The sequence below is a fragment of the Nonomuraea sp. NPDC050790 genome (genome assembly GCF_044456745.1).
In the GTDB taxonomy this organism is placed as follows: Bacteria; Actinomycetota; Actinomycetes; order Streptosporangiales; family Streptosporangiaceae; genus Nonomuraea.
The window spans coordinates 761671-777585 of record NZ_JBITGF010000004.1 but is presented as its reverse complement, the minus strand read 5'-3'; the positions used below and the strand labels follow the sequence as shown (position 1 = coordinate 777585).

The window sequence follows — 15915 nt, the reverse complement described above, 5'->3', positions numbered from 1 at the left end:
ACAGCACGCAGAAGTACGCTCACGCGGCACGGGCCGACAGTCCCGCGGTGCTGGTGGCGGCGCCCGTCTCGTCGATGAGCAGGAGCTCGTAGCCCGCGGGCAGGGGGAAGGCGGGGCGGCCGGCGGCGAAGATCGCGGTGGCGTAGGCGTCGGCCAGGGCCAGGTCGGGGCCGGTCACGGTGACCGAGGCCAGGCCGTGCGCCGGCCGGCCGGTGTGGGGGTCGAGGATGTGCGTGCCTCTCTCGTAGGCGCCGGAGGTGGCCACCCCCAGGTCGTGGGCGAAGAGGATCTTGCAGACGGAGTCCGCGCGCGGGTGCCTGATGCCGATGCGCCACGGGCGGCCCGGGGCGGCGGAGCCGCGTACCCGGATGTCGCCGCCGGCGTTGACGCAGTGGCTGAGGGCGCCGGCCGAGGTCAGGGCGCGCGACAGCCGTTCCACCGCCCAGCCCTTGACGTAGCCGGAGGGGTCGAGCGTGCCGCCCGCCCGCGCGGAGAAGTAGCCGCCCGTCTCCTCGCGCAGCTCGGCGCAGCGGGCGAGGACCTCCTCCACGTCGGGGCCGGGCGTGCGGCGCTCGCCGCGCGCCAGGCGGCTGATCTGGCTGTCCTGCCGGTAGGTGCTGAAGGTCTCGTCCACCCGCCGCAGCCAGGCGAAGGAGGCGTCCAGCAGCCCGACGAGCTCCCGTTCCGGGAGCGGCGTGCGGATCTCCACGCAGACGGGCATACCCATGACGTGCTCCACGCGCTTGCTCACGCGAGCCGGTCCAGCGCGCTCTGCAACGAGGTCTCGTACGCCTCGCTGGTGAGGGTGGCGCCGCTGACGGCGTCGAAGCCGTCGCTCTCCACGGTCAGCGCCTCGGCGTCGAGGCGAGGGAGCGCCCGCTCGCTGATCTCCCTCGACCGCGCCGACGTGGACTCCTGTACGGCTGCCGCCCTGACGACCTTCCCGCCCTCGACGTACAGGGTGACCACGAGCGGCCCGTGGTCCTCCACCTGGACGGTGTCCCCGGTGATCGTCTCGCCGGTCGAGCCCGGCGGCGCGGCGGCCGCCGGGGTGGCCGAGGTGAGCGGGACGGTCTTGTAGGTCAGGAGGTAGACGACCACGGCGACCGTGGTCACGAGGGCGAGGATGGTGCGCTTCATCGCAGGCTCCTAGAGTTCGAACGGGTCGAGGTGGACGTTGCGGACGCCGAGCGTGCCCAGCACGCCGCGCAGGTGCCGCACCAGGCCGGGCGGCCCGCACACGAAGGCGTCCCTGTCGGTGATGTCGGGGACGAGCCCGCGCAGCCCCCGCGGGGTCAGCGCCTCGCGGGCGTGCGGGTCGCGGTCGTCGCCCAGCAGGTAGACGAGGCGGGCGCCGCGGGTGTAGGCGAGTTCTTCCAGCTCGCGGGCGAAGACGATCTCGTGCTCGGTGCGGGCCCGGTAGATGACCACGGCCCTGGCCTCGCCCGGCGGAAGGTCCTCCAGCAGGGCGCGGATCGGGGTGATGCCGATGCCCGCGGCCACCAGCACGACCTTGTCGTTGACCCGGGAGCCGGCGGTGAAGTCGCCGTACGGGCCCTCCATGATCACTCTGGTGCCGGCCGGCAGCGTCTGCAGGTCGCGGGTGTGGTCGCCGAGCGCCTTGACCGTGACGCGCAGGCCGTCGGCCGAGGGGGCCGCCGACAGGGAGAACGGGTGTGCCTGCCACCAGCCGCCGCCGGTCAGGAAGCGGAAGCGGAAGAACTGGCCGGGCCTGGCGTTCAGGCCGCGCAGGCGGCGGCCCACGATGTGGATGGAGGACACCCCAGGCGCCTCCTGGACCACGCGGCCGACCCGGAAGCCGTGCCTCAGCGTCAGGCGCAGCGGGCGCAGCAGCCGTCCCCAGACGGCCGTCGCCAGGGCCGTGCCGTACAAAGCGATCCAGAACCAGCCCGCCGGGCCGGTCAGGTCGGCGCCCGCGGTGATCTGGTGGGCGAAGGCCAGCGCGGCGGCCAGGTAGGCGTACAGGTGGAGGTGGTACCAGGTCTCGTAGCGCAGCCGCCCCTTGACCGCGCGGATCGAGGTCAGGCCGATCATGGTGAACAGCCCGAAGGCCACGTACGCGGCCAGCAACCAGGGGTAGCTCCTGATGAAGCTCCAGGTCTGCTCCACGACCCGCCACCGGCGGCGTAGCCGAAGGTGATGAAGACCATGTGCGCCACCAGGAAGGCGAACACCGTGCCGCCGATCCACCGGTGCCAGGTGGAGCTGTGCCGCTCGCGCCCGCTCATGAGGAGCAACTGGACCGCGATCAGGTAGCCGGACACCATGCCGGCGAGGCGGCCGATCCCGGTGATCGGGTCGTCGAGAAGCTCGGCTCCCGAGCCCGTCAGCCAGGGCACGAGCGCCGCGGCGGCCCCCGCCCAGAACGCTCCTGCCCGCCATCGGACCGGCCGCGGCCGGGCCGTCACGGCGCGAACGCCGTCCGTCATGATTGCCATGGCGTCGAGATTCGGAGGAGGTCCTGAACCGAATCTGAGAAACGGCCTGAGCTGCGAATCTCTTAGAAGATTCTCAGGAATGCCGCTCACAGTGGAGCGCGTGAGCGTGCTTGTGGTCGAGGACAACGAGGAACTGCGCAGAGCCCTCTCCCGCGCCCTGCGCTCGGAGGGGTACGGCGTGGCCGTCGCCTCCGACGGCGCCGCCGGCCTGGCGGCCATGGCCGAGCAACGGCCGGACCTGGTGGTCCTGGACGTGATGATGCCCGAGATGGACGGTCTGGAGGTCTGCAGGCGGCTGCGCGCCGAGGGAGACCGGCGGCCGGTGCTGATGCTCACCGCGCTGGACGGCGTGCGCGACCGCGTCGCCGGGCTCGACGCGGGCGCCGACGACTACCTGGTCAAGCCGTTCGCCCTGGAGGAGCTGTTCGCCCGGGTGCGCGCGCTGCTGCGCCGTACGACCGTCGTGGAGGAGCTGACCTTCGGCGACCTCGCGCTGATCCCCAGCACCCGGCAGGGACGGCACCGCACGCGGCCGTTCGACCTGACCAGGACCGAGTTCTCGCTGCTCGAACTGCTGATCAGGAACGGCGGGCAGGTGCTCACCCGCGAGGTCATCCTCGACCGGATCTGGGGGTACGCCTTCACCCCCGGCTCCAACTCGCTGGAGGTCTACATCGGCTACCTGCGCCGCAAGACCGAGGCGGGCGGCGAGCCGCGCGTCATCCAGACCGTGCACGGCGTCGGCTACGTCCTGCGGAACCCGTCGTGAGCCTGCGCTGGCGGCTGGCGCTCGTGTCCGGCGTCGCCGCCGCGATCAGCGTCGTCACGGTGATGACCGTGGCCTACTTCGTCGCGTGCAACAGCTTCGAGAGCACCTACGGGCCGACCGTGCTGGACCGGGTCGCGGAGTTGCAGAACACGCTCGGCTGGCCGTTCCTGGCGGTGACCTCGGGTGGCCTGGCGCTGGCGGCGCTGCTGGGCTGGTTCGCCGCCCGTACGGCGCTGCGCCCCGTCTCCGAGCTGACCGTGGCCGCGCACCGCATCGCCGACACCCGCGACCTGGCCCATCGCATGGACGTCAGCAGGGGCGACGAGCTCGGCAGCCTGGCCGAGAGCTTCAACACCATGCTCGACGCCCTGGAGCGTTCGGCCGTCGCCCAGCGCAGGCTCGTCGCCGACGCCTCCCACGAGCTGCGCACGCCGCTCACCGCGGTGCGCACGAACGTCGAGCTGCTCGTGCGCGCGCAACGGCTGTCCGAGCAGGACCGCGAGGAACTCGGCGCGGCGGCCGTGGGCGGGCTGGCCGAGCTGACCACGCTGCTGGCCGACCTCATGGAGCTGACCAGGGACGGGGAACCGGAGATCCTGGTCGAGGACGTCCGGCTCGACGCCCTGGTGCGCGAGCAGGTGGACCGGGTGGCCGCCCGCTGGCCGCTCATCTCCTTCACGACCAGCCTGACGCCGACCACGGTACGCGGGGTGCGCGACCGGCTTAACCGGGCGCTGGCCAACATCCTGGACAACGCCGCCAAGTACAGCCCGCACCCCGCGGCCGTCGAAGTGAACCTGACCAGCGGCGTGCTGACCGTCCGCGACCACGGCTCCGGCATCCCGCCCGGCGACCTGCCCCACGTCTTCGAGCGCTTCTACCGCGCCGCGACCGCGCGATCGATGCCGGGATCGGGGCTCGGCCTGGCCATCGTCAAGCAGATCGTGGACAGCCACGGCGGCACCGTGTCGGCCTCGCCCGCGCCGGGAACGGGCACGGTCATCCGGCTGGCCCTGCCCGTCACCTGACCGAGCCGTCCACGTCAGGGGCCGATGTGCGGGCGGGGAACCATGAGCCCGCCCCCAGGCTCAGGGGCCGGTGTGCGGGCGCAGGACCATGAGCCCGTCTTCGACGCTCGCCACCACCGCGAACGGGAACCGGTCGAGCTCCAGGCAGAGTGCCAGGTCGTCGGGGTGGGAGCCTTCGCGCACGCCCTCCGCCAGCTCGGCGGCGGCCCGCGAGGCGGCGGCGCGGTGGAGGAACCCGGCCGCGTCCGCCCCTCCCCCGCCGGCCCGCTGGGCGATGTACTGCGCGCAGGCCAGATCCTCCTCGGCCTGCCCGTCCTCGCCGGTCACCACGTACGTGACGCTGTCGCACCCGCGTGCCCGCAGCAGCCCGGCGGTCGCCTCGGCCACCACGAAGCTCGCGCACAGCACGAGCGGCGCCTGTCTGACCGCGAGCGCGCCGACCGTCCCCGCCGTGGTCTTCTGCACGACCGTCCGGCCGCCGAGGTCGGCGGTGCGCAGCAGAGCAGGCGAGTTGACGGCGTCGAACCCGGGAGCGGGCGGGCCGTCCTTGAGCGCCACCCACTCCGGGTTGCGGGCCTTCAGCGCGAGGGCGTCGTCCAGCGACTCGGCGAGGACGATCCTCTCGGCCCCCTGGGCGAAGGCCCAGGGGGCCACGGTGAAGGCCCGCATGACGTCGACCACGACCGCCGCGGACGGCGTTCGCGTCACTTCGGCGATCCCGAGAAAGCGGCTGTCCATCCGGACATGATGCCGCACACCCGGCAGCGCGCCCGCCGCGAACCTACTCGGCGGGCTCGCGCACGGCGTCCTGACGGGCGTCGCGCCTGGACTTGACCAGGCTGGCCGCCGTGGTCACCGCGAGGACGGTGACGATGACGGCCAGCGAGAGCCAGTTGTTGATCTCGGGAACCCAGGTGACGTGCTCGCCGCCGTTGATGAACGGCAGCTCGTTCTCGTGCAGGGCGTGCAGAACGAGCTTCACGCCGATGAACCCGAGGATGACGGCCAGGCCGTAGGTGAGGTAGACGAGCTTCTCCACCAGCCCGCCGAGCAGGAAGTAGAGCTGCCTCAGCCCCATCAGCGCGAACGCGTTCGCGGCGAAGACCAGGTAGGCGTCCTGGGTGATGCCGAAGATGGCGGGGATCGAGTCGACCGCGAAGACCAGGTCGGCGCCGCCGATGGCGACGATGACGATGAACATCGGGGTCAGCATGCGGCGGCCGTCCTGCCGGATGGTCAGCCGCGAGCCGTGGTAGACGTCGGTGACCGGGAACAGCCTGCGCACCAGCCGTACGACGCCGCCGTTGGGGTCGTACTCCTCCTCGTCGTTGTTGTTGAAGGCGAACTTCCACGCGGTGTAGATGAGGATGGCGCCGAAGAGCCAGAACACCCAGCTGAACCGCTGTACGGCCTGCGCGCCGATGCCGATGAAGACGCCCCGCATGACCAGCGCCATCACGATGCCGATGAGCAGCACACGATGCTGGTGGATGGCGGGCACGGCGAAGTTCGCCATGATGAGCATGAAGATGAACAGGTTGTCGACGCTCAGCGTGTATTCGGTGATGTAGCCGGTGATGTAGGCGGCCGCGTGGTCGCCGCTTCCGAAGATCCACACTGCCGCGCCGAACGCGACGGCGCAGCCGATGTAGAAGGCGATCCAGCGGGCGGACTCGGCGATGGTGACCCGGTGGGGTCTCCTGTTGACGACGATCAGGTCGATCAGGACCAGTCCGAGCAGGGCGGCGATGGTGGCCGCCCACAGCCAGGCGGGCACGGGCAGGGGTGGGGGCATGCGAAAATCGCTCCTCCGACTTGGCGTTGACACGTCCGTCGGAGGTCTTCTCCGCCCGCGTCGTCGCGGACCGACCGCGCCGGGCCCCGAGGCGGGTCCGTGATGACGACGTGGCCGCGAAGGAGTACTCCCCTCCACTTTCGCCTGTGATCATACATACGGGACGCGGCCGCACAACACCTCTCGGATCGAACGGCGCACGAACCGGCAAGTCAGCGCAATGTCACGATTCCGGTGAGGATCCGGTGATCGGAGCACGCCTTGCCGCCGCATGTCGTGGGTGCCGGCTTCGCGTCGCCCGAGGAGGAGGCGGCCACGTACTCGGTGTCGTGCGTGAAGATCATGTCGATCTTCGTTCCCTTGCCGCACGGGCCGCCGCCGTCGGAGGTCTGGAGCGTGGTCTCGCCGTAGCCGGGACAGGCGGCGGGGTCGGCGTCGTCCACCTCGCGGAAGTGGCCGGTGTTGCCGTCGTTGTTCGGGGTGTCGACCTGGGTGGAGTAGAAGCGGTTCATCCGCGCGAAGTCGGGGGCCGCGTTGAAGTCGCCCGCGACGATGACCCGCTCGCCGGCCGCCCGGTAGGCGTCCATCCGGTCGAAGATCGCGGTGAGCTGGGGCAGGCGGTAGGCGTCCACGAACGTGGAGTGCGTGGTGCAGAAGCGCGGGCCGGACCCGTCGCGCGGCGGCGCGCAGAGCAGCTTGCGCACCTCGTTGCCGTCATCGGGCAGGGTGATCCGGTCGGCCGCGCCGAGCGGCTTCTTGCTGAACAGCCCGATCCCGTACGCCTTCCCCTGGCACGGCCCGCCCGTCCTGCCGGGGATGGTCGCCTCGAACCTGGCGAAGTTGGCCGGGTCCTCCGGCCAGCCCGCGCTCCGCAGCCGCTGGATGAGGGTGTCGAACTGCTGCTGGCACAGCTCGTTGACCGAGGCGAACACCGCCCCGCTCGCGGTGATGGAGGAGACGGCCGCGGGCATGAGCCCGTCGGTCGTGGACCCCTTGTGCATCGTGTTGCCCGCGACGTTCCAGTGCCAGACCCGGTAGGAGGTGGCGGCCTGCGCCGGAGCCGCGAGCAACGACGCTAAGACCACGACAAAGGCCAGAATCCATGACGGCTTTCGCATGGTGCGCAAGCATGCCACGGATCCCGATCTCCCTAAAGGATCTCCGTGTAGGCGCCGTCGCTCCGCTCCACGGCTTCGAGCACCCGCTGCACCCGCAGCCCGTCGGCGAAGGAAGGAGAGGGGTCCGTGCCGTTGCCGATCGCCTCCAGGAAGTCCTTGATCTCGTGGGTGAAGGTGTGCTCGTAGCCGAGGCCGTGGCCGGGCGGCCACCACGCGCCGGCGTACGGGTGCTCGGGCTCGGTGACCAGGACGCGGGTGAAGCCGCCGCCGCCCTTCGACACCCACAGCTCGTTCATCGCCTCGAAGTCGAACGACAGGCTGCCCAGCGAGCCGTTCAGCTCGATGCGCAGCGCGTTCTTGCGCCCGCCGGCGAGCCTGGTGGCCTCGAAGGAGGCGGTCGCCCCGCCGGACATGCGCCCGATGAACAGCGCCGCGTCGTCCACGGTCACCCGCCCGCCAGGCCGTTCCTTGATGAAGGTCTCGGTCAGCCCCGACACGCCCACGATGTCCTGGCCGGAGACGAACTGGGCCACGTCGATGATGTGCGCGCCGATGTCGCCCAGCGCGCCGGAGCCCGCCTTGTCCTTCCGCAGCCGCCACACCAGCGGGAGCTCCGGATCCATGATCCAGTCCTGGAGGTAGACCGCCCGCACGTGCCTGATCTCGCCCAGCTCGCCGGCGGCGACCATGCGCCGGGCGAGGGCGAGCGCGGGCACCCGCCGGTAGTTGAAGCCGACCATGCTCCTGCCCGTCGCGAGCGCCGCCGCCTCGGCCATCCTCTCCGCCTCGGCGACGGTGTTGGCCAGCGGCTTCTCGCACAGCACGTGCTTGCCCGCCTCCAGCGCCGCGATCGCGATCTCGGCGTGGGAGTCGCCCGGCGTGCAGACGTCGACGATCTGGACGTCGTCGCGGCGGATCAGCTCACGCCAGTCGGTGGTGAATCCGGCCCAGCCCATGCGCGCGGCGGCGGCCTCGGCGGCCTTCTCCGACCGCCCGCAGATCACGCGCATGGCGGGAGTGACCGGCAGGTCGAAGAAGGCCGTCACGTTGCGCCACGCCTGGGAGTGCACGCGCCCCATGAACGCGTAGCCCACCATGCCCACGCCGATGGTCCTGTCAGTCAATGCCCCGCCCCGATCACGATGAGAGATGCCGGTGGATCTGCCTTTCCGCGCACCCGCGCCGCGCCGCCGCGGGGGCGGCGCGGCACGGGTGACGGCTCACCTCAGACTCGCGATCACCTGGTCGGCGTCGCGGTTGAGCACCTGCCGTACGTCCGCCCGTGACACCCGGGCGACCTGCGCCTTGAAGGACTCCAGATGCCGTACGGCTTTCGCCTTCTGCCCCTTGGCCGCCGCCTTGGCCGCCTTGGACAGCTCCGTCGTCAGCCGCCGCTGCTCGGCCACGGAGATCCAGCTCGTCGCGGCGAACCGGTCGACCAGGCGCTGCAGGTCCTTCATGGAGGTGACGACGGTGAACCCGATGGTCGAGGTCGTGGTGTTGCCCGCGCCGTCCCGCGCGGTGACGACGACCGTGTGCCTGGCCAGGCTCAGCGTGAACAGCGGCAGCACCGCGTCGTCCAGCAGCGTGGCGCCGTCGATGGCGCCCGACTCGGTCTTGACGCCGGAGGAGCTGTCCACCGCCTCCCAGGAGATGCGCAGGTCCTGTGCGTCGCCGTAGGTCTCGCCGTCGGCGACGCCCGACACCAGCAGCGTCGGCCTGGTCTCGTCGATCTTCAGCGTGGCCGCCTTGTCCTGCTCCTTGGTCCCGGCCTTGTCCACGGCCCGGTAGAGCAGTTCGTGCGCGCCCTCGCCGCCGACCACGACCGGCTCGGTGTACGGCTTCCACGCGCCGCCGTCGAGCGCGTACTCGACCCGGTCGACGCCCGAGTGCCCGTCGGTCGCCGTCAGCACGACCGGTACGGCCGCACCGTGCCAGCCGGAGTCGGTGGGCGGCGCGAACGACGCCCGAGTCTGCGGCGCTGTGGCGTCGATCCTGACGGTCAGCGCCTTGGCCTCCTCCACGTTGCCCGCCCCGTCGCGGGAGCGGTACTCCAGCTTGCGCTCCCCGTCCCCGCTGACCGGGAACGGACCGAGGTAGGAGGTCCACTCCCCGCCGTCGAGGCGGTACTCGGTGGCCGCCACCTCGGAGGCGTCGTCGGTCGCGGTCAGCCTGATCTCGACCGGGCCGGTGTGCCAGCCGTCGGAGGCGCCCGCCGCGGTCGTGACCGGCGGCGTCCGGTCCCCGCCCGCCTCGGTGAAGACGAACTGCTGGTTGGGCGCGTACACGCAGGTCCACTGGATGATCGGGGCCTCGTCCTCGTGCGAGACCCACTTGACGTCCAGGCAGAGCCCGCTGACCTCGCTCGCGACCTGCCAGGCGCTGTCCACCTTGGAGGCGTGGAAGGTCTGGTTGCGCTGGTGCGCGTGGCCGTCGGGGTGGCACGACCACTGGACGAGCTGGACCTCCGGCGACGTGGAGCCGTCCGGCACGTCGAGGCACTTGCCGGTGGCCTGGTTCTTTAGCTGGAAGCCGCCGCCGGAGAGCGGCATGACCTGCCAGCGCTGGTCGGCCCCGCCGGAGGCGCCGCGCTGCACGATCTTGGCCTCCTCGTCCATGCTCACCGGGGTCACGTTCTTCCCGCTGTGCTGGGCGGTGACGGTGTAGGTGCCGGCCTTCAGCTCCTCACCGGGGACCGCGTCGCCGCCGAACTGCACGGCGTCGAGGTCGAAGGCGTTGCTTGCGCTGTTCTTGAAGACCACGTAGATCGTGGTGCTCCGCACGCCCTGCTGCAGCGCGATCGACTGGGTCATCTGGTAGTTGTCCCAGCCGCCCGTCCGCGGGACCGGCGTCCTGGCCAGCAGCGTTCCGGTGGGCGAGCCGGCGCGCAGCTCGATCGCGCCGCCGCCGGTCGGGCTGGACAGCCGGTAGGACACGGCGCTGATCGCGCTGAGGTCCATCGGCGTGAAGGCGATCCAGTCGTTGTCGCTGATGTCGCCGATGCGCTTGCCGCTCTCCGCGCCCTCCTGCTCGACCACACGCACGCCGGACTGCGCCGAGAAGTACTCGGCCTGCTTCCTGTGCGGCTGCAGGATCGCCTTGGCGTAGGCGGTGAGCGGGATCTCGCCGCCGTCGGTGTACTGGGCGTTGATCACGTAGTAGAGGTTGGCCCCGGCCGGGTGGCCGCCCAGGTCACCGGTGTCGACCGTGCCCTCGCAGCCGCGGATCTGGGTGGTCTCGTGCTCGTGGTCGTCGTGGCCGAGCGCCGGCGCGACGATCACCTTCTGGCAGTCGATCGTGCCGCCGTCCGGGTCGGTGACCTTGATCTTGTACGGGACGAGGTGCCCGCCGAACTCGATCGGCGTGCCGCTGATCGGCGTCTCGATCGTGATCACCGGCTTGGAGTTGCCCGAGACGATCTCGATGTTGGAGAAGCCCTCCTTGCCGGTGCTGTCGGTCACCTTCAACTGGGCCGTGTACTTGCCCTTCGGGTAGGTGTGGCTGGGCTTGACCTCGCTGGAGTCGAAGGTGCCGTCACCCTCGAAGTCCCAGGCGAAGGTGAGCGCGTCGCCGTCGGGGTCGAAGCTGGCCGAGCCGTCGAACCGCACCGCCAGCGGCGCGGGCCCGTCGGTCACGCTGGCCACCGCCTTGGCGACCGGCGTGCGGGCTCCGGCGGAGTAGTCGATCCGGTACAGGCCCGAGTCGTTGTTGCCGCCGCCGAACTCGGTGCCCCACTCCGCGACGTACAGGGAGCCGTCGGGGCCGAAGGTCATGTCCATCGGCTTGAGGAACGTGCCCAGGAACGGGTTGATCTTCAGCACGCCGGTGGAGTCGTCGTTGGGGTGGATCTCCTTGACGTAGTGGCGCGACCACTCGTAGAAGAAGTTCACCCCGTCGAAGTACTCGGGGAACTTGGTGGCCGACGGGTTGTCCGGGTTGTAGCGGTAGACCGGACCGGCCATCGGGGCCGAACCGCCCGCGCCCATCTCGGGGAAGGCGGGCGAGGTGCCGTAGCCGTACCACATGACCGGCTTCTGGATCGGCTTGAGCTCGGTGAGGCCGGTGTTGTTCGGCGACTCGTTGACCGGCGCCGCGCAGTCGAACTTGGGCCCGACGACCTTGGTGTCGGGGTTGTACGGCGCGTACGCCTGGTTGTCGCCGTGGCAGAACGGCCAGCCGTAGTTCCCCGCGGTCTTGATGATGTTGTACTCGACCAGGCCCTCGGGGCCGCGCTCGGTCGTGGGCCCGCCGCGGTCGGGACCGTAGTCGGCCATGTGCACCCAGCCGGTCTTCTGGTCGACCGTGAAGCGGAACGGGTTGCGGAAGCCCATCGCGAAGATCTCCGGGCGCGTCCTGGCCGTGCCCGGCGGGTAGAGGTTGCCCTCGGGGATGTCGTACGTGCCGTCGGCCTTGGGCTTGATCCGCAGGATCTTGCCACGCAGGTCGTTGGTGTTGCCCGAGGTACGCGCCGCGTCCAGCATCTGCCGGCCCGGCCGCCAGTCGATCGGCGAGTAGCCCTGCCAGTCCGAGGACAGGTTCGGCGGCGTGTCGTCGCCCGTCGAGAGGTAGAGCGTGCCGTCGGGGCCGAACTCCACCGCGCCGCCGGTGTGGCCGGGCTCGGGGTAGGTGCGGTCGCGGTAGGCGGGCACCTCCAGGATCTTCTTCTCGCTGGCCAGGTCGATGGTGTCGCCGGTGACGGTGAAGCGGGACAGGCGGTTGACGTCCTGCGTGCTGTCAGCGGGCGACCAGTAGAGATAGATCCAGTGGTTCTCGTCGAAGGCGGGGTCGAGTTCCATGCCGACCAGGCCGTCCTCGCCGCCGCTGTAGACGTTGAGCTGCGCGGCGGTCACGGTGGTGTGGGTGTCGGGCTTGTGGATCTTCACGGCGCCCTGGCGCTGGACGTAGAAGACGCGGCCGTCCTTGGCGACGTCGAGCTCCATCGGGTCGGCGGTGTTGTCGTCGAGCGTGATCTTCTCGAAGCTGCCGGTCACGGTGCCGCCGCAGTCGCCCGCCTCGGCGCCGGCCGCCCAGGCGATGCCGCCGCGCACGTGCTCGCGGAAGAGCGGCTCCGAGTACGCCGCCGCCTCGTGCCCCATGGCGGTGGCCCAGACCTTGCCGCCCTCGGCCTTGCGGCACCAGGAGATGGGGTGGTCGGCGCCCATCGCGTCAGGACCCGGGTTGTAGGTGGTCTCGTCGGCCGTGACCAGCACGTGGACCTTGCCGCGGTTGTTGGGCGCGAAGTTGTACCACTCTTCGGCCCTCGGCCAGACCCTGGGCAGGTTCTTGGTCGAGGGGTGCGCCCGGTCGGCCACCTTCGCGGTGCCCTGGAGGGTGCCGGGCGAGTGGGTCGGCATGTGGGAGCCGCCGTTGACCAGTTCGTCCCACCAGGGGAACTCGTTGTCGATCCCCATGTCGAGCGCGTTGTGCAGGGCCACCACGCCCTTGCCCGCGTTGACGAAGCGCTGCAGGGCGGCGCGCTGCTCGTCGCTCGTCCACACCATGCCCGAGGTGTTCAGCATGATCAGGGCGTCGAACTCGGCGAGCTTGGCGTCGTTGAAGACGGCGGGGTCCTCGCTCCGCTCGACCGCGAAGTGGTGTTCGGCGGCCAGCTCGGTGACCATCTGGATGCCGGCCGGGATCGACTCGTGGACGTACCCGGCGGCCTTGGTGAACAGCAACGCCTTGAACAGGTCGTGGTTGGCCGCGGCCGGAGCCGTCAGGACCGATAAGAGCAGCAGAAGAGGGAGGAAGAAGGCGGCAAGAACTCGGCGCATGGCGAATGCACTCCCGCGAGAGGGTCAGAGCGTGCGGAGGAAGGCCAGCCCGTCGATCGCCAGGGCGTCCTGGCTCGGGGCGAGCGGCCGCCAGATGGAGGCCGCGGTGGCGATGGTCTGGTTGTGGGCGGTGAACGACTCGATGACCAGCGGCCCCCGGTAACCCGCGGCGCCGAGCGCCGCGGTGAACCCGGGCCAGTCGAAGCGGTCCTGTCCCGGCGTGCCGCGGTCCGTCCCGCACACCTGCACGTGCGCGATCCGGTCCCCGGCCTGCCGTACGGCTGCCGCCGGGTCCTTCTCCTCAATGTTCAGGTGGTAGGTGTCCAGGGCCAGCCCGCACTCCTTCGGCAGGGCGTCGAGCGCCTGCTCCACGGTGTTGATCAGGCTGGTCTCGTAGCGGTTGAGCGGCTCGACGCCCAGCCGGACGCCGCGCTCGCCCGCGTGGTCGAGGACGGGCTTCAGGTTCTCCTTCAGCTCGGCGTAGGTCGCCTTCCTCTCCGCCTCCTCCATCCGCCAGGTACGGCCGACCGAGGCGTAGGCAGGTCCGGCGATCACCGGCGAGCCCACGGTCACCGCCACGTCCACGCAGTGCCGCAGGTACTCCTGGGTCTCCCCGACCGTGTCCGCGGCGACCAGTTCCCTGCCCGGCGGCATCACCAGCACGACCGTGGCCCGCAGGCCGTGCTCGGCCAGGAGATCCTTGGCCCGGTGGGGATCCCAGTCACCGGGCCGCTCGACGGGCAGCTCGATGACGTCGAATCCCCAGCCGGCGATGCGGGGCGCCAGCCGTACGAGATCGTCGTCGGTCAGCGGCGAGACCCACACCCAGGTGTTGACCCCGATCCGGGTCACTTCCCGCCCCAGGTCTGGGGGAAGCCGGGCAGGCTCTCGCAGCCGCACAGCGCGTAGTGCAGCGGCGGCATGTTGGGCTGGAGGTAGGTGTCGAGGTTCTCAGCGGTGATCTTGGGCTGCGGCAGCTTCCAGGTCTTCGGGACCTCCTCGCCCTTGAGGATCTTCACCGCCGCGAGGACCGGGGTGCGCCACTGGTAGGTGGGGTAGGTGGGCGCGACGGCGGTCAGGTTGTTCTGCTTCCACTTCTGCAGGAAGTCCTGCTGGTCCTCGCCGACGACGGGCGGCACCGGCTGACCCGCGTCCTCGAAGGCCTCGATCGCGGCGACCGCGGTGGCGCCGGCGTCCATCCAGATGCCGTCGATCTTGCCGTGCCTGGCGAGGTAGTCGCTGACGATGCTCTTGGTCTTGGCCGCGTCGCCGTCGGTGAACTCCACGCCCACGACCTGGAGCTGGCTCTTGTCGAAGGCGACCTTCGCCGCCGACCAGCGGGTCTCCAGCACGTCCACGCCGGGCAGGATGCGCAGCGCGAGCACCTTGCCGCCGGCCGGGACCTTCTCCGCCAGGAACTCCGCGCCGTCGGCGCCGAAGGCGTACCCGCCGATGGGGTTGATGAAGGTGACCGGGCAGTCGGTCTCGACGCCACGGTCGAAGACGATCACCGGCACCTTCTCGCAGGCGGCCTTGACCGCGGGGGTGAGGGTGGCGGTGGTGTTGGGCGAGATGATCAGCGCGTCGCAGCCCTTGCCGGTCAGCTCGGCGATGTCGGAGATCTGCTTGTCGTCCTTGCCCTCGGCGTCCAGGGCGGTGAACTTGGTGATCTCCTTGTGCGTGGAGACCTCGGCCTGCATGCTCTTCCAGCCGACCTGGCGCCAGGGGTTGTTCACCGCGGCGTTGGAGAAGCAGAGATGGATGTTTCCGGACTTCTTGTACTTCGCCGTGTCGACCATCTGCGGGTCGATGGCCTGCTCCCACGGCTTGTCCGCCGGGCCGGTCGCCGACTTGGTCCGCATCGCCAGTTGCGCGTCGTAGTCGGCCTGGACGAAGAACTTCGACTGCTCGCCCGTCCCCGACGCGGGGGTCGTGCTCGCGGCGGGAGCCTGGCCGCCCGGGCTCTGGCTCACGCTCGCCGTGGGCTTGTCGCTGGTGCATCCCGCGGCGAACAGCACCGCCGCCAGCAGGACCAGGGGCTTATGACGCGGCATGTGCGTCTCCTTTTCGGGGGGATTTCAGCAATCGAGGCAGCCGTACGGCTCCCGCCGCCACGGCGGCGACGATGATCACGCCCTGCACGGTGTACTCCAGCGCCCCGGAGATCCCGTACAGGTTGAGCAGGGTGAACAGCGCCTCCAGCGTGAAGGCGCCGCCCATCGCGGCCACGACCGAGCCCGCGCCGCCGCCGAGCACCACGCCGCCGAGCACGACCGCGGTGATGGCGGAGAACTCCAGGCCCTGGCCGACCTGGGCGGAGACGCCCGCGAAGCCGCCGAGCATGATGCCGGCGACGGCCGCGGCCACGCCGGACAGGGCGAAGGCGAGGATCCTGGTCCGGTTGACGCGCACGCCCGACAGGGCCGCGGCCCGCTCGTTGTCGCCGGTCGCGATCAGGGTCCTGCCGAAGGTGGACCTGGTCAGCAGCACCGCCGCCACGGCGACGGCCAGCAGGATGAGCACCGCCCAGAGGGTGTCCCTGCCGAAGATCCGGAAGCCGGCCGACAGCGCGCCGCGCGGCGCCCCGCCCGTCCAGAGGAACACCGCGCCCGACAGGACCAGCATCATCCCCAGCGTGGTGATGAACGACGGGACCCGCAGCAGCGTGGTGATCGCCCCGTTGACCAGGCCGACCAGGAGTCCGAGCCCGATCAGCACGGCCAGGACCGGCCAGGTGGCCGCCTCGTTCCCGTCGATCAGCCGGGCCGCCACCACCACCTCGACCGTCACCAGCGAGCCCACCGACAGGTCGAACTCGCCCGAGACGATCACGAAGTACTGCCCCGCCGCCAGGATCACCAGCGGCGCGGCCCGCTTGACGAAGGCGAGGAACCCGGCGGGCTCCAGGAAGAACGGGTTGGCCACCGCGATGGCCACCAGCAGCACCGCCAGCACGACGAAGATCATGCGTT

General features: G+C 70.8%; 14 protein-coding genes. 2 read left to right on the top strand and 12 right to left on the bottom strand.

Annotated elements, in window-relative coordinates:
• Nucleotides 1–19: 19 nt before the first annotated feature.
• From ACIBEJ_RS23980 to ACIBEJ_RS23965, 4 genes are read right to left on the bottom strand one after another with little or no spacing between them, the layout of a single operon-like run.
• The gene (locus ACIBEJ_RS23980; RefSeq protein ID WP_397185009.1) at nt 20–751 is read right to left on the bottom strand and encodes an FAD:protein FMN transferase; all 732 of its coding nucleotides are present in this window, start codon (nt 749–751) and stop codon (nt 20–22) included.
• Nucleotides 748–1140 (bottom strand): FMN-binding protein, encoded by a 393-nt coding sequence (locus ACIBEJ_RS23975; protein WP_397185008.1) that lies wholly within the window; start codon nt 1138–1140, stop codon nt 748–750. Before ACIBEJ_RS23975 ends, ACIBEJ_RS23980 begins: the two co-directional genes overlap by 4 nt.
• A gap of 9 nt (nt 1141–1149) precedes the next feature.
• Entirely contained in the window at nt 1150–2130 is a 981-nt protein-coding gene (locus ACIBEJ_RS23970; protein WP_397185007.1) for a ferric reductase-like transmembrane domain-containing protein, read from the bottom strand.
• Complete coding sequence (locus ACIBEJ_RS23965; protein WP_397185006.1) at nt 2052–2450, bottom strand: hypothetical protein; 399 nt, start codon at nt 2448–2450, stop codon at nt 2052–2054. The genes ACIBEJ_RS23970 and ACIBEJ_RS23965 overlap by 79 nt, the downstream gene beginning before the upstream one ends.
• Before the next feature lie 109 nt (nt 2451–2559).
• Here ACIBEJ_RS23965 and ACIBEJ_RS23960 point away from each other — a divergent pair, with 109 nt between their 5' ends.
• Together ACIBEJ_RS23960 and ACIBEJ_RS23955 are read left to right on the top strand one after the other, a co-directional pair.
• The gene (locus ACIBEJ_RS23960; RefSeq protein ID WP_397185005.1) at nt 2560–3228 is read left to right on the top strand and encodes a response regulator transcription factor; all 669 of its coding nucleotides are present in this window, start codon (nt 2560–2562) and stop codon (nt 3226–3228) included.
• Nucleotides 3225–4256 carry an ATP-binding protein gene (locus ACIBEJ_RS23955; RefSeq protein WP_397185004.1) on the top strand — a complete coding sequence of 344 codons (1032 nt, stop codon included), beginning with the start codon at nt 3225–3227 and terminating at the stop codon, nt 4254–4256. The genes ACIBEJ_RS23960 and ACIBEJ_RS23955 overlap by 4 nt, the downstream gene beginning before the upstream one ends.
• A gap of 60 nt (nt 4257–4316) precedes the next feature.
• Here the strand turns inward: ACIBEJ_RS23955 and ACIBEJ_RS23950 are convergent, their stop codons facing one another.
• The 8 genes from ACIBEJ_RS23950 to ACIBEJ_RS23915 all read right to left on the bottom strand — a co-directional run bounded on the left by ACIBEJ_RS23950 (nt 4317) and on the right by ACIBEJ_RS23915 (nt 15910).
• Nucleotides 4317–4994, bottom strand: a complete 678-nt coding sequence (locus ACIBEJ_RS23950) for a 2-phosphosulfolactate phosphatase (protein ID WP_397185003.1) — start codon at nt 4992–4994, stop codon at nt 4317–4319.
• 43 nt (nt 4995–5037) lie between these two features.
• Nucleotides 5038–6051 carry a TerC family protein gene (locus ACIBEJ_RS23945; RefSeq protein WP_397185002.1) on the bottom strand — a complete coding sequence of 338 codons (1014 nt, stop codon included), beginning with the start codon at nt 6049–6051 and terminating at the stop codon, nt 5038–5040.
• Nucleotides 6052–6263: 212 nt separating this feature from the next.
• The gene (locus tag ACIBEJ_RS23940) at nt 6264–7169 is read right to left on the bottom strand and encodes an endonuclease/exonuclease/phosphatase family protein (RefSeq protein ID WP_397185001.1); all 906 of its coding nucleotides are present in this window, start codon (nt 7167–7169) and stop codon (nt 6264–6266) included.
• Nucleotides 7170–7201: 32 nt separating this feature from the next.
• Nucleotides 7202–8293, bottom strand: coding sequence for a Gfo/Idh/MocA family protein (locus tag ACIBEJ_RS23935; RefSeq protein ID WP_397185000.1), 1092 nt, complete (start codon nt 8291–8293; stop codon nt 7202–7204).
• A gap of 96 nt (nt 8294–8389) precedes the next feature.
• Entirely contained in the window at nt 8390–12943 is a 4554-nt protein-coding gene (locus tag ACIBEJ_RS23930; RefSeq protein WP_397184999.1) for a ThuA domain-containing protein, read from the bottom strand.
• 24 nt (nt 12944–12967) lie between these two features.
• Nucleotides 12968–13795 (bottom strand): sugar phosphate isomerase/epimerase family protein, encoded by an 828-nt coding sequence (locus ACIBEJ_RS23925; protein ID WP_397184998.1) that lies wholly within the window; start codon nt 13793–13795, stop codon nt 12968–12970.
• The gene (locus tag ACIBEJ_RS23920) at nt 13792–14997 is read right to left on the bottom strand and encodes an ABC transporter substrate-binding protein (RefSeq protein WP_397184997.1); all 1206 of its coding nucleotides are present in this window, start codon (nt 14995–14997) and stop codon (nt 13792–13794) included. Before ACIBEJ_RS23920 ends, ACIBEJ_RS23925 begins: the two co-directional genes overlap by 4 nt.
• Nucleotides 14984–15910, bottom strand: a complete 927-nt coding sequence (locus tag ACIBEJ_RS23915) for an ABC transporter permease (protein WP_397185288.1) — start codon at nt 15908–15910, stop codon at nt 14984–14986. Before ACIBEJ_RS23915 ends, ACIBEJ_RS23920 begins: the two co-directional genes overlap by 14 nt.
• Between the last annotated feature and the right edge of the window lie 5 nt (nt 15911–15915).

Coding starts and splice junctions, on each gene's coding strand:
- ACIBEJ_RS23945 (WP_397185002.1), bottom strand. CDS start 6,051: ATGCCCCCACCCCTGCCCGTGCCCGCCTGGCTGTGGGCGGCCACCATC.
- ACIBEJ_RS23950 (WP_397185003.1), bottom strand. CDS start 4,994: ATGGACAGCCGCTTTCTCGGGATCGCCGAAGTGACGCGAACGCCGTCC.
- ACIBEJ_RS23930 (WP_397184999.1), bottom strand. CDS start 12,943: ATGCGCCGAGTTCTTGCCGCCTTCTTCCTCCCTCTTCTGCTGCTCTTA.
- ACIBEJ_RS23915 (WP_397185288.1), bottom strand. CDS start 15,910: ATGATCTTCGTCGTGCTGGCGGTGCTGCTGGTGGCCATCGCGGTGGCC.
- ACIBEJ_RS23920 (WP_397184997.1), bottom strand. CDS start 14,997: ATGCCGCGTCATAAGCCCCTGGTCCTGCTGGCGGCGGTGCTGTTCGCC.
- ACIBEJ_RS23965 (WP_397185006.1), bottom strand. CDS start 2,450: ATGACGGACGGCGTTCGCGCCGTGACGGCCCGGCCGCGGCCGGTCCGA.
- ACIBEJ_RS23975 (WP_397185008.1), bottom strand. CDS start 1,140: ATGAAGCGCACCATCCTCGCCCTCGTGACCACGGTCGCCGTGGTCGTC.
- ACIBEJ_RS23940 (WP_397185001.1), bottom strand. CDS start 7,169: ATGCGAAAGCCGTCATGGATTCTGGCCTTTGTCGTGGTCTTAGCGTCG.